The sequence below is a fragment of the Polaribacter sejongensis genome, from assembly GCF_038024065.1.
Classification (GTDB): domain Bacteria; phylum Bacteroidota; class Bacteroidia; order Flavobacteriales; family Flavobacteriaceae; genus Polaribacter; species Polaribacter sejongensis.
The window spans coordinates 59613-72587 of sequence record NZ_CP150667.1; the positions used below are offsets into that span (position 1 = coordinate 59613).

The window sequence follows — 12975 nt, forward strand, 5'->3', positions numbered from 1 at the left end:
TTAATATATGGCAGAATTTATAAAAATATATAATGAGAATCCAAACCAAAAAGAAATAGACAAAGTTGTTGCTGTTTTAAAACGTGGCGGTTTGGTTATTTATCCAACCGATACTGTCTATGGTTTAGGTTGCGATATTACCAATAATAAGGCTTTAGAAAAGATAGCTCAGATAAAAGGCGTAAAATTAGAAAAAGCAAATTTTTCTTTTATTTGCAATAATTTAAGCCATTTGTCAGATTATGTAAAGCAAATAGATAGTGCTACCTTTAAAGTTCTTAAGAGAGCATTACCAGGTCCTTATACCTTTATTTTACCTGGAAGTAATAACTTACCAAAAGTCTTTAAAAAGAAGAAAACGGTAGGTATTCGTATTCCAGATAATAATATTATTAGAACTTTAGTAGAAGCTTTGGGTAACCCAATTGTATCTACTTCTATTAGAGATGAAGATGAAATTTTAGAATATACTACAGATCCAGAATTAATCTTCGAAAAATGGTCTAAGAGGGTAGATATTGTTATTGATGGCGGATATGGAGACAATCAAGGATCTACAATTATAGATTTTACAGATGGATATCCGGAAGTAATAAGAGAAGGTAAAGGAAGTTTAGATATTTTGTAATGCCAAAAATTCACTTAGAAACCATTATTAATATAGCTGATATTGATATTGTTTTCAATTTAATTAGAAGTATCGATTTACATAAAATTTCTACAAAAAACTCTAAAGAAGAAGCAATTGCTGGTAAAACTTCTGGTTTAATATCACTTAATGAAACAGTAACTTGGCGAGCTAAACATTTAGGTTTTACCCAAGAATTAACTTCTATTATAACAGATTTTGAAGCACCAACTTTTTTTGCTGATGAAATGGTTCATGGAGCTTTTAAAAGCTTTAGACATGAACATTTTCTTGAACGGAAAGGGGACAAAGTGATTGTAAAAGATATTTTTGACTTTACTTCACCTTTTGGGGTTCTTGGAAAAATTGCTGATTTTATTTTTCTTAAAAAATACATGCAACAATTTTTAATTGAAAGAAATAAGGTGATAAAATACTATGCAGAGTCTGGTAAATGGAGAGAAGTTTTAGAAAAGGAATTACTTTAGTTCGTCAAACTTTTTTCTACCCAACGCAAAGTATTGCCAAACAATACTTGTATGTAAATTGTAATCTTGTTTTTTTTGTAAAACTCTACGTTTTTTCAAAAATTTAAAGAAGTTTTTATAAACGCTAAAATGAGCTTTAACAATAGCTAAAGTGTGAACAGGCTTTAATTCTAATAGAAACTTTAAACCTGCAATTCCGTCTAAAATTAAACGCGAAAAAAGAACGAATAGAAACCATCTTTTAGGAACGTTTTTTACAATATTCAGTAAGCTATTTCTAAAGTTTAAATATGTTTTATGAGGGTTTGTTTCTTCTAAAGTAGCTCCGCCAACATGATATACGGTTGAAGAGCCCACGTATTTTATTTTGAAACCTCTATTTTGTGCTCGCCAGCACAAATCTATTTCTTCTTGATGCGCAAAATAATCTTCATCTAAACCACCTAGTTGATGAAATACTTTAGAGCGAATAAATAAACATGCACCAGAAGCCCAAAAAATAGTAGCTTCATCATTAAATTGCCCGTTGTCTTTTTCTAATTGATTAAATAGACGTCCTCTACAATAAGGATAGCCATATAAATCTATAAAACCACCGGCAGCGCCTGCATATTCAAACTTCGTTTTGTCTTTAAAATCCAATAATTTTGGTTGAATAATAGCGGTGTTTTCTTCATTTTTAAAAACATTTTTTATAGGATCTAACCAATTTTCTGTAACCTCAACATCAGAATTTAAAAGACAATAAATATCTGCATCTATAGATTGCAAAGCATCATTATATCCTTTTGCATATCCACCATTTATAGTATTTTCTATTACTTTAACCGTTGGGAAATTTTCTTTTACATAGGTAACAGAAGAATCTGTAGAGGCATTGTCTGCTATATAAATAGCAGCTTCTTTAGAACTAAAAGCTATAACGGATGGCAAGAACTGTTCTAACAGTTTTTGACCATTCCAATTTAATATGACGATTGCTATTTTCAAGAATGCGAATTTACTGTTTATAAGTTATTTTTTTTATATAATTTGTCTTAATAAAAGTATAAATAAATTGAACTTACACATGGGTTTAAGCAAAAGAGAAATGTCCGTTTTCTATTCTTTTTTCTGTTTTACTTTTAGAATAATGACAATTGTTATTTGTAGTCAGGAATATCCTTTAAAAAAATATAGGTTTCCTTTTCAAAATCCATTCTACAATAAAAATGTTCTAAACCATTGGTAACAATTAAGTAATTGGCTTTTAACTTTAAATTATATCGTGCAATTTGATCGAAAGTGTCTTGTGTGATTTTAATAGAAGGTGCTTTGCATTCTACAATAATCTCATGATTTCCTTCTTTATTAAAAACTAAAATATCTGTTCTTTTTTTACGATTATTAATGGTTAATTGCTTTTCTAAGGCAATTAAAGAAACTGGATATTTTTTTTCATCTATTAAAAAAGATACATAATGTTGACGTACCCATTCTTCTGGAGTTAAAACCATATATTTTTTTCTCAGTTTATCAAAAATAAGCGTCTTATTTTCGCTACTTTTGAGTTTGAAATTATAAGAAGGTAGGTTAAGTTTTTGCATCAGTCAAAAGTAAGTAAATGAACGAAATAAAAGACATTGTTTCAGATATAAAGAAAGGAATTATAAAGCCAATTTATTTTTTAATGGGTGATGAGCCTTATTATATTGATAAAATTTCTGACTATATAGAAGAACATATTTTAGAGGAAGCCGAAAAAGGGTTTAATCAGCAAGTAATGTATGGTAGAGATGCAAGCATAGAAGATATTGTTTCTGCTGCAAAACGTTACCCAATGATGGCCGAAAGACAGGTTATAATTGTTAAAGAAGCCCAAGATTTAAGTAGAAATATAGAAAAGTTAGTTGCTTATGCAGAGAATCCGCAACCAACCACTGTTTTAGTTTTTAATTATAAGTATAAAAAACTTGACAAGCGTAAAAAACTGCACAAAGCAATTGCTAAAACAGGTTTAATTTATGAAAGTAAAAAACTGTATGAAAATCAGGTTTCAGATTGGATTCGTAGAGTTTTAAGTGGTAAAAAGTATAAAATAGAACCCAAAGCATCTCAGATGTTAGTAGAGTTTTTAGGAACAGATTTAAGTAAAATTTCTAACGAGTTAGATAAATTAATGCTAATTCTGCCTAAAGAATCTATTATTAGTGATAAGCATATTGAAGACAATATTGGTATTTCTAAAGATTTTAACAATTTTGAATTGCGAAAAGCAGTAGGAGAGAAGGATATTGTAAAAGCCAATAGAATTATAAATTACTTTGCAGAAAACCCAAAGAACAATCCTTTGGTAATGACCATTTCTTTGTTGAATGGGTATTTTACCCAACTCCTTTCTTTTCATGGTTTAAAAGACAAGTCTAAAAGTTCTGTAGCAAAAACATTAGGTGTTAATCCTTATTTTGTTGATGAATATTTTTTAGCTGCAAGAAATTATCCAATGCGTAAAGTGGCACAAATAATTGCCTTTTTAAGAGATGCAGATGTAAAAAGTAAAGGTGTTGGCGCAAGTCAATCTCAAAAAGATATATTAAAAGAATTATTGTTTAAAATATTACATTAGAATGAAAAATATTTTCGAAAAAGAAATTACAAATGACGTAATTAAAAGAATCAATAATTTATCGGCTACAACAAATCCAACTTGGGGAAAAATGTCTGTATCTCAAATGTTAGCGCATTGTGCTGTTTCTTATGAGATGGTTTTTACAGAAAAATATCCTAAACCAAATGCTTTTACCAAATGGATTTTAAAGATGATTGTTAAAAATATTGTTGTTTCAGAAAAACCTTATGCTAAAAATGGAAGAACTGCATCTCAATTCATTATTGCTGATGATAAAGAATTTGAAGTAGAAAAGAAAAATTTAGTAGATTACATTATTAAAACCCAAGAATTAGGAGAAACTCATTTTGAAGGTAAAGAGTCTAATTCTTTTGGTAAACTAACTGCGGTAGAATGGAATAATTCATTTTATAAACATTTAGACCATCACTTAACTCAATTTGGAGTTTAGATTTACATGTTTTTTATAAATAAAGAAAGCGAGTAATATATAAATATTGCTCGCTTTCTTTGTTTAAATCACTAATTATTGAGTTAGTTTAGAATCAATTTTTTAGTAAGAATTTGGTTATTTACATCCTTAATTCTAATAAAATAAACACCTTTTTTAAAGGCTGATACTTCAAAGTAATTGCTGTCTATTGCTTCTTTAGAAAACGATTTTACTTGTTTTCCGGTAATATCAAAAATGGTAACTTCATTAGTTTTATCAGAAAGAACAAAGTGTGTTTTAGCTGGATTAGGGTACAGTTTCATAGAGTTTTTATCGTCTAACGTAAAATCATCCGAAGAAAGAGAAGCCGGGTTATTTGCATACACTTTAAATTCACCTGGAGCTAACGAAATACTAGCAGTTGTATTTGTAACTGTTATTGTAGTGTTATCTTCTAATAAATTATACCAAGTACCTGTTTGTTGAAAAGTAGGAGAAATACTTTGCGTGGTTACACCAAAATTACCGATAATAGTAATGTTTTGTATGTCTGAGGCAGATGCATCTGTTAAATGAATTGTATTTAATCCGTTAGCATTACCAACATCTAGAGTGAAATCTGAAGTTTCAAAAATTTCATATTGCAGTTTTAATTGAATTAATTTAGACCAAGTTTCTTTTAAATTCTTTCTATTAACATTGTCTAAGTAATTCCATAAAATTGGTTTATTTCCTGTTCTACCATTTTCTTCTATAGAAATATCATATCCTAATTCTCCGAATTGCCAAATCATTTTTGGTCCAGGAACTGTAAAATAAAAAGCGCCCGCTAATGCTTCTCTAGCTAATGCTGTATTTAAGTCTTTAACATTGTAGCTTCCGCTAGCGTTACCAAATTGTACGTTTTTATACATTAAACGCTCTTCATCATGGCTTTCCATATAACTAACATTTGCAGGTACAGACCAACCTCTGTTTTTGTAAGAAATCCAAGAAAAATCGGCTTCAGTACCATACCCCATAGTCGCTTGGTTGTATTGATGATTGTGGTTGCCCCAAACCATAATTCCTTTTCCTTCATCTAATTTATAATTCACCCATTCAGTTTCTTCTTCGTTGGTACCTAAATGTTCAAAAATAATATAAAAATTAGGGTCTATTTCCCATTGATCATCAGCATATTCTTTTAAAACATCTACTCGGTCTTGCTGATATGCATTTGTACAAGCATCTCCAGAAACACAATTTTGAGTAAATCCTTTGGTTAAATCCCATCTAAAACCATCAATTTTATATTCATCAATCCAATATTGAGAAACTCTTTTTACATAATCTTTTACAGCTTGTTTCGAGTGATTAAAATCATTAAAAACACTGTAAGAATGTGTTGCAGTTGGGTTGAAAAAAGGGCTATCTGAATTTGCTTGTCCGCCATAACCACCATTGTCTGTATTGTACATTCTATAATATGGATTTTGACCAGAAGCATGATTAAAAGCAACATCTATAATTACAGCAATTCCTCTTTTATGACATTCATCTATAAATTGTTTAAAAGAAGTTTTGTTGCCATAATATTTGTCTAAAGCCATATGAAAAGAAGGGTTGTAACCCCAAGATTCGTTGCCATCAAATTCCATGACAGGTAAAAACTCGATGGCATTAATACCTAATTCTTCTAAATAATCTAATCTTGCTTTTACAGCATCATAAGAATGTAAGGCATCAAAATCTCTTATTAAAAGCTCATAAATAACCAAGTCTGTTTTTTCTGGTTTTGTAAAGTTAGTAGTTTGCCAAACATAATTTGCATCTCCAGTTCTTAATAAAGTAACTGCGTGGTTGGTTTCTCCTGTAGGATAACTTGGTAAATTAGGATAGGTTGTTGCGTTTATATATTGATCGTTATATTCATCTAAAATTACAGTAGAGTATGGGTCTGCAACTCTTAAATCTGCATTGATGATGTATTGATACGTGTAATCTGTTTGCGGAGTTAAATTTGTAAGTTCTATCCAAAAACGATCTGTAGCACTGTCTTTTTTAAGTAAATAGGCATTGTTAATTTCCCAATTGTTGAAACTACCAATTAGGTGAATAAACTCTTTTTCGGGAGCATAAAAAACCAAAGTAGCTTTTGTATTGTCTGATGGATTCAAATTAATTCCGTCTTTCATTCCTGCAGGAACAGGTGCTTCTGAAACCGTTGGTTTTACAATTACTTTAAATGTTGTGCTTTTAATTTCTCCGTTATTTGTAGCTTCTAGAATAAAGGTAGTATTTTCTGTAACGGTAGGAGTGTAGTTGTATGTTGATGTGTTATTTTGTTGATTAATAACAACTCCATTTGCTTTTAAGCTAAAGTTTGATGCTAACGAAGTTGTTGCAGCAATTGGTAATGTTTCTCCAGAATTTAATATTGTTGTAGTCGTTGTAGGAGCATTTAAAGTTAGTTGATAAGCACCAACTTCAAAGTATTGGTCTTGAGTTTTCTTATCTCCAGAACCATCCTTAGCTTTAACTAACATACCAATACGTCCTAAACCAGTTCTATTATAGAAAGTTGATGGTTTAAATGTTATTGAATAAGTACCATTGCTATTGTTTGTTAGCTTTTGAGCTTCGTTAGAGTTCGTCCAACTTCCATTTGTTGGAGAATCCATAGCGTTTGCATCATTGATATCATAAGACCAAGACCATAAATAGATCTCTGAAACTCCCCAAGAAGCAGCTGTAATACCTGAGACTGTAATGGTTATATCATCGCTCTCGTTAAAAGTAGTAGGAGAAACCGAAAAGGTAGCATTTTGTACCTGACTATAGCTTAGAGTAGTTATTAATAATAAAAGTAGTGTAATTTTTTTCATAAGTAATCGTGTTAAAAAACAAAGACTACCGCTTTTAGGGGTAGTCTTTGTAAAGTTTTAAAAAAAATTAATTTATTGTATACGTTGGGTTTTCTGGATCTGTAAAGTTTAATACAAAAGAATATGTACCAGCAGTGGCTACTAAATTAGCTCCTCCGTTATCTAAAATTCCATCAGCATTGTCATCACCATAATTTAAAGCCCATGCTCCATTAGATCTAAATTTATATTCACCATCTATAAGTGTTACTTTATTTAGGACCCAAATATCATCATTTGGTTGAGACCAATCTCTTGTAAATAATACGTCTGGACCATCCCATCCATTAGGAGTTGCTTCTCCTACAAGTCCCCAAATATCTTCTATTGGTTCTAAAGAATAAGATAGATCATTTAGGTTTACAGTAACAATATATCTACCAGCTGTAGTAGCAATATTACCTCCAGATGCATCTAAGAACCCTGCAGCACCTTCTCCGTAAGCGGTACCCCAATCATTATTCATTCTAAACTTCATTTCACCGTCTAATAACTTTACAATTCCTCTAAATTGATCTGAATAAGAATCGTAAGTAAGAGCAAAATCTGGAGTTTCTCCCCAATTATTATAAGCAGAACCAACAATACCTAAAGAGAAATCTTCTATTTTATAAGTGTTGCTATTTAAGTTCATGGTAATTTTATAAGCACCAGACTCAACAGCGATGTTACTTCCACCAGCATCTAAAGTTCCGTCTGCACCGTCATCTCCAAAATTATTATCCCAATCACTATTTTCTCTAAATTTAATTTCTCCATCAATTAAAGTAACGTAAGCAACTAAAACACCTGCAGTACTGGTTGTATAGAATGGTAAGTCTGGAGTTGCACCCCAATCATTAGCAGCAGAACCAATGATTCCCCATGTAGTAGATAAGTCTAAAATACTAGAGTATGGAGTTACATTAATGGTTTGCAAATTTGTATTAATTAACAATTGATTGCCAATAAAGCCTTGTAGTTTTATAGACAAATCTGAAGCAACATCTGCTTCTGCACCCAATGCCAATGCAATAGAATTTAATTCTAAAGTTGTAAATGATTTCTCTAATTTATCACCAATTTCTATGGTTTCTGCACTACTAAAATCTCCTGAAGCTAAATCTATCAGAATTTTATACGTTGGCACTGCATCAAAACCAAAATCTGGTGCTGTCCAAGTTGTATGTAGAGCAATTTCAGTCTGATTCTCTTCTAAAAGTACAATAGGTGCAGTTTCTTGAATAATCAACGCTGTTGTAGCTGCTACATCCGGGTTTATGATTACTCTGTCATTAATATCTTCACAACTGGTAAAACCAATTGATACAATAATAAGAGCGAATAATGAATTTATTATTTTTTTCATGTCTTTAGTTATTAGTATCCTGGATTTTGTTTTAAATTAGGATTCGTTGTTATAATATTATTAGGCAAAGGAAAAAGGTTTCTATAATCTTGAACTCCAGATCCGTTTTTAGAATTCCCTTTAAAAGGCCATAAATACGTATCAGAAGTAAAGTAATTATATCTAATTAAATCTGTTCTTCTTTGTCCTTCCCAATACAACTCACGAGATCTTTCGTCTAAAACAAACTCTAAAGTTAAGTCTGCTATACTGATGTTTCCACTTACATTTCCGAAAGCTCTTTCTCTTAATTCGTTAATTTTAGTTACAGCCAATCCTAAATCTCCTCCGCCACCTCTAAGAGATGCTTCTGCGTAGTTTAAATAGATTTCTGCTAATCTTATTAACGGTAAATCTGTATCTACAAAATCTCCTGCAGCATCAGATCCTTGGTTTCCATTAGAATCGATGTTTTTAAATTTAGTAACAGCATATCCATTTTCAAAAGTAGGAATCTCTTCGATTTCTAAAGTTTGACCATCTGAATGAAACATTCCTCTTTTATCGTTTGCATCAAATTTATTAACCAAGTTTTTGGTAGTTCTTAAGCCTCCCCAGCCACCGTTTACACCAAACTCTGTAGCATTCATGTTTCCACCAATTGCAGCATGTACTAAAAATGTAGTACCTCCATAAGTTTGAGATCTAAGACCATCAAAATTTAAGGCAAAAATAAATTCATTTTGTGCTCCGTTTGTGTTATTGTCTGCTAAGAAAAGTTCGTCATAAGCACTTCCGTTTCCATTGGCATCTACCGTATTAATAGAATAACTAGAAGTCATTACTTTGTTAGAATACGTTACTGCTTCTGCATATTTTGCTGTACCAGTAAAAACTTCAGCATTTAAATATAATTTAGACAATAATGCCCAAGCAGCAGCTTGATCTACTCTACCATACTCACTAGATCCACTTACTTTTAATTCATCTTGAATTTCTAATAATTCAGTTTCAATAAAATTGAATATTTCTGTTCTTGATGCTTGCATTGGCAACTCAGTGGAAACAGAAGTAACTAAAGGTACGTTACCATATATATCCATTAAATTATAGTAAGCAAATGCTCTTAAAAAACGAGCTTCTGCAATATAACTTGCAACCTCCGTATCTGTTAAAACAGCTGCATTATTTATAAATGAGTTACAAAAAGATACTTCTTGTGCTAACCTATAGTACAATGCTTCAGAAAAATCGTTACTACCAGACCAATACATTCCATGTAAATCTGGTAAACCTGCATCTCCCCAACCAACTACAGCGTGGTCTGTTGTTAATTCATTTAAGTTGAACAACATTCTAGAATATTGAGAAAAACCTTCATCAATATCTTGTATGTCTGCCTCACCTGAAGGTCCTTTTTGACCTGTTAAAGCCAAACTAGCATATAATTTAGCAAGTGCTCCTTGTGCTTCTGTTGCATTAGAAAACACATCTTGTTCTGTAAAACTATCTGGATCAATAGGTAATTGATTCAAATCTTCGTGACATGATATAACTCCTAAAGAGAATAACATGATTACAATTAAATATTTAAATTTTTGTTTCATTTTTCTTTTTATTAAAAGTTAACATTTACGCCTAATACAAAAGATCTAGGTCTTGGGTAAAAATCATTATCGATTCCTAAGTTAATTTCTGGATCTAAACCATCATAATCGGTTATTGTTAAAACATTTTGTAATGATCCATAAAAACGAAACGTTGTGTTTTCTATCTTATCTAAAGTATAACCAAGTGAAATGTTATCAATTTTAAAGAAAGAAGCATCTTGTACAAAATGATCACTTAAGGCCGTTCTATCATTAATAACTGTAAAACCACTATTGTAGTAATCTGCATGTAAATTAGATAATATACTGTTGTTTGTAGCGTTTTTTTCAACACCTTTATTTGCAGCAACATCATTGTACATATAGTTACCAAAACTAGCTCTAGTTTGTATAGATACATCCCAGTTTTTATAACTAGCACCTGTGTTAAAGCCCATTAAAACATCTCCAAAAGGATCCTCATTAATGTATTTATCATCATCATTAATCATATTGTCGTTATTTCTATCAACAAAAACCCCTTCTAAAGGTTTTCCATTGGCATCGTACACTTGTTGAAAAACTAAGAAACTATTTGCAGTTTCACCTTCTCTATGTACTTGTACATTATTACCAACACCTGTAGAGATTCCTCCTTGTGGTTGGTCTGCAGATAATTTGGTAATTTTATTATCATTTAATGAAATGTTGTAGTCTACTGTCCATTCAAAATTATCTGTTCTAATAGGGGTTGTGTTTAAGTTAAACTCTAAACCTCTATTTTCCATGTTACCAATGTTGGCGTTAATTCTGTTTCCAAAATTTGTAAAAGGGTCTACAATAGAACTAGCAATAAGATCGTTTGTTTCTTTTAAATAAGCATTTACAGAACCTGTAATTCTTCTATCAAGAAAAGCAAAGTCTACACCAAGATTTAAAGTTCTTCCAACTTCCCAACGTAAATCGGTATTAATTGGTTCTGGTCTAAAAGTTTGATAAAAAGAGTTTCCGAATTGATAGTTAGCAGTATCTGTACTACCTTGATACCTAGTTAAAAACTGATAATCACCTAAACCATTAATGTTACCTATTTCACCGTAACCAACACGTAATTTTAATTCATTAAAGAAAGAATCTTCCATAAAAGCTTCTTTATGAATACTCCAAGCTGCAGCAAATGATGGGAAGAATCCCCAACGATCATCTGGGTTTAATTTAGATGAAGCATCTGCTCTTACGGTTGCTGTTAAATAGTATTTACCTTCATAATCGTAATTAGCACGACTGAAATATGATAATAACACGTTTTTAGATTTGTCTATAAATTCATACGTATTACCATCTTCTTCCGCTTCACTATCATAACTATAGTTATCATATTCAAAAGATTGATATGCGTAACCAGCAACTGCTGTTAAGTTGTGCTTTTCATTAAAAGTTTTAGCGTACGTTAAGTAGGCGTCTAAAACCTTGTTGTCTGAATTTTGAGTAAATCTTGATAAAGAACCATTAAAAGTTGCATCTGAAGTTGGAATAAGTTCTGAAGTAACTTTTCTACCATGACTGTTAGAAGTATCATACCCTAAGTTAACTGTTGCGGTAACATCTTCTAAACCATGTATTTTATAATCAAACTTTACATTCCCTACAAAACGTCTAATTTCTGCAGAATCATCTATTAAGTCTAATAATGCTAAAGGGTTTGTTGGTGCTAAGTTGTTTTGGTTTCCGGTACCAGCGTCTAACCATGCAAAGTATCCACCGTATTGAGAATTTGCATCATACACAGATTGTGTAGGATCAAAAGACACCGCTCCACCAATTGCACCTCTATCTGCAAATTCATTTTCGGTGTACATTCCTTTTACGTTAAAATCTATCTTTAAGTGTTTATCAAATAAAGTAGGAGATAAGTTCATAGAAGCAGTTGTACGTTGTAAGTTATCTCCTTTTAAAATTCCTTCATGTTCAGAATATCCTAAAGAAGCTCTCATTGGTATTCCATAAATTTTACCTAATGCACTAAAGTTATGATCTTGCCCTATAGCAGTTGTATAAATTTCTTCTTGCCAATCTGTATCAGCATCACCTAATAAAGCAATTTGGTTAGGTGTTCCAATATCATTTATTAAACTTCTAAATTGATTTGCTGATAAAACATCTACTTTATCTCTTAAAGTATAAACAGTTGTTTGAGAGCTTGCGTTAAACTTAAACTCACTGTCTTTACCTTTTTTAGTAGTAATTAAAATTACCCCGTTTGCAGCTCTAGAACCATAAATAGCAGTAGAAGACGCATCTTTTAAAACTACAAATGTTTCAATATCATTAGGGTTTATAAAGTTTAATGGATTTCTAGATCCTCCAACACCACCATTGTCTAATGGGATACCATCTATAACATATAATGGCTGGCTATTTAATGATAAAGAACCTGTACCACGTATATTAATGGTTTGTCCATCTCCTGGAGCACCAGAACCCGCAATTACATTTACACCTGCAACTTTACCACTAATAAGTGATTGTGCAGAAACAATAGGTCCTTTATTAAAATCTTTACTTGTTAATAAATCTGTTGTACCTGTTAAATCTTCTTTTCTTACCGAACCGTAACCTACTACAACAATTTCGTCTAGAGATTCTAAAGATTCTTCTAATACTACAGATAGATTAAAATCTGTACCTATTGTAACCTCCTTGTCTGAAAAACCTAAATATCTAAAGACAAGTACGTTTCCTGTTTGTACCTTATCTAGAGTAAAGATTCCGTCAAAATCGGTTTGCATACCTCTAGTAGTACCTTTAATAACTACACTAACACCAGGCAAAGGATCGCCAGATGTTTTATCTTTTACAACACCCTTAACTGTTTGTTGTGCAAACACGCTAAATGAGGTTGTTAAAAGAATTCCAATTAACAATAATTTAAATTTTTCCATGTATAATTTGTTAAATAATAACTGTAAATTTGACTTTTTTGATTACAATAAATT

Annotated in this window: 10 protein-coding genes; 4 read left to right on the plus strand and 6 right to left on the minus strand. The window is 31.3% G+C overall.

What is annotated here, in order from left to right; all coding sequences use genetic code 11:
* Window positions 1-7 precede the first annotated feature (7 nt).
* Window positions 8-628, plus strand: a complete 621-nt coding sequence (locus WHD08_RS00260; RefSeq protein ID WP_165730638.1) for an L-threonylcarbamoyladenylate synthase — start codon at window positions 8-10, stop codon at window positions 626-628.
* Complete coding sequence (locus WHD08_RS00265) at window positions 628-1116, plus strand: SRPBCC family protein (RefSeq protein ID WP_208889702.1); 489 nt, start codon at window positions 628-630, stop codon at window positions 1114-1116. Before WHD08_RS00260 ends, WHD08_RS00265 begins: the two co-directional genes overlap by 1 nt.
* Here WHD08_RS00265 and WHD08_RS00270 read toward each other — a convergent pair.
* Together WHD08_RS00270 and WHD08_RS00275 are read right to left on the minus strand one after the other, a co-directional pair.
* Window positions 1108-2106: a glycosyltransferase family 2 protein gene (locus WHD08_RS00270; protein ID WP_208889701.1), complete on the minus strand. Its 999-nt coding sequence runs from the start codon at window positions 2104-2106 to the stop codon at window positions 1108-1110. The two genes, WHD08_RS00265 and WHD08_RS00270, sit on opposite strands and share 9 nt — an antisense overlap.
* 152 nt (window positions 2107-2258) lie before the next feature.
* Window positions 2259-2702 carry a type I restriction enzyme HsdR N-terminal domain-containing protein gene (locus WHD08_RS00275; RefSeq protein ID WP_208889700.1) on the minus strand — a complete coding sequence of 148 codons (444 nt, stop codon included), beginning with the start codon at window positions 2700-2702 and terminating at the stop codon, window positions 2259-2261.
* Window positions 2703-2719: 17 nt separating this feature from the next.
* On the opposite strand from WHD08_RS00275, the gene holA reads away from it, so the two are divergent.
* The gene (holA, locus tag WHD08_RS00280) at window positions 2720-3721 is read left to right on the plus strand and encodes a DNA polymerase III subunit delta (RefSeq protein WP_165730646.1); all 1002 of its coding nucleotides are present in this window, start codon (window positions 2720-2722) and stop codon (window positions 3719-3721) included.
* A 1-nt stretch (window position 3722) separates the two neighbouring features.
* On the plus strand, window positions 3723-4175 hold the full coding sequence (locus WHD08_RS00285; RefSeq protein WP_165730648.1) for a DUF1569 domain-containing protein: 453 nt from the start codon (window positions 3723-3725) through the stop codon (window positions 4173-4175).
* 83 nt (window positions 4176-4258) lie between these two features.
* On the opposite strand, the gene WHD08_RS00290 is transcribed toward WHD08_RS00285, so the two are convergent.
* The 4 genes from WHD08_RS00290 to WHD08_RS00305 all read right to left on the minus strand — a co-directional run bounded on the left by WHD08_RS00290 (window position 4259) and on the right by WHD08_RS00305 (window position 12921).
* Window positions 4259-7024, minus strand: a complete 2766-nt coding sequence (locus WHD08_RS00290) for an alpha-amylase family glycosyl hydrolase (RefSeq protein ID WP_208889699.1) — start codon at window positions 7022-7024, stop codon at window positions 4259-4261.
* A 67-nt stretch (window positions 7025-7091) separates the two neighbouring features.
* Window positions 7092-8411: a SusE domain-containing protein gene (locus WHD08_RS00295; RefSeq protein ID WP_208889698.1), complete on the minus strand. Its 1320-nt coding sequence runs from the start codon at window positions 8409-8411 to the stop codon at window positions 7092-7094.
* An 11-nt stretch (window positions 8412-8422) separates the two neighbouring features.
* Entirely contained in the window at window positions 8423-9997 is a 1575-nt protein-coding gene (locus tag WHD08_RS00300; RefSeq protein ID WP_208889697.1) for a RagB/SusD family nutrient uptake outer membrane protein, read from the minus strand.
* A gap of 11 nt (window positions 9998-10008) precedes the next feature.
* Entirely contained in the window at window positions 10009-12921 is a 2913-nt protein-coding gene (locus WHD08_RS00305) for a SusC/RagA family TonB-linked outer membrane protein (RefSeq protein WP_165730656.1), read from the minus strand.
* Window positions 12922-12975: the final 54 nt, after the last annotated feature.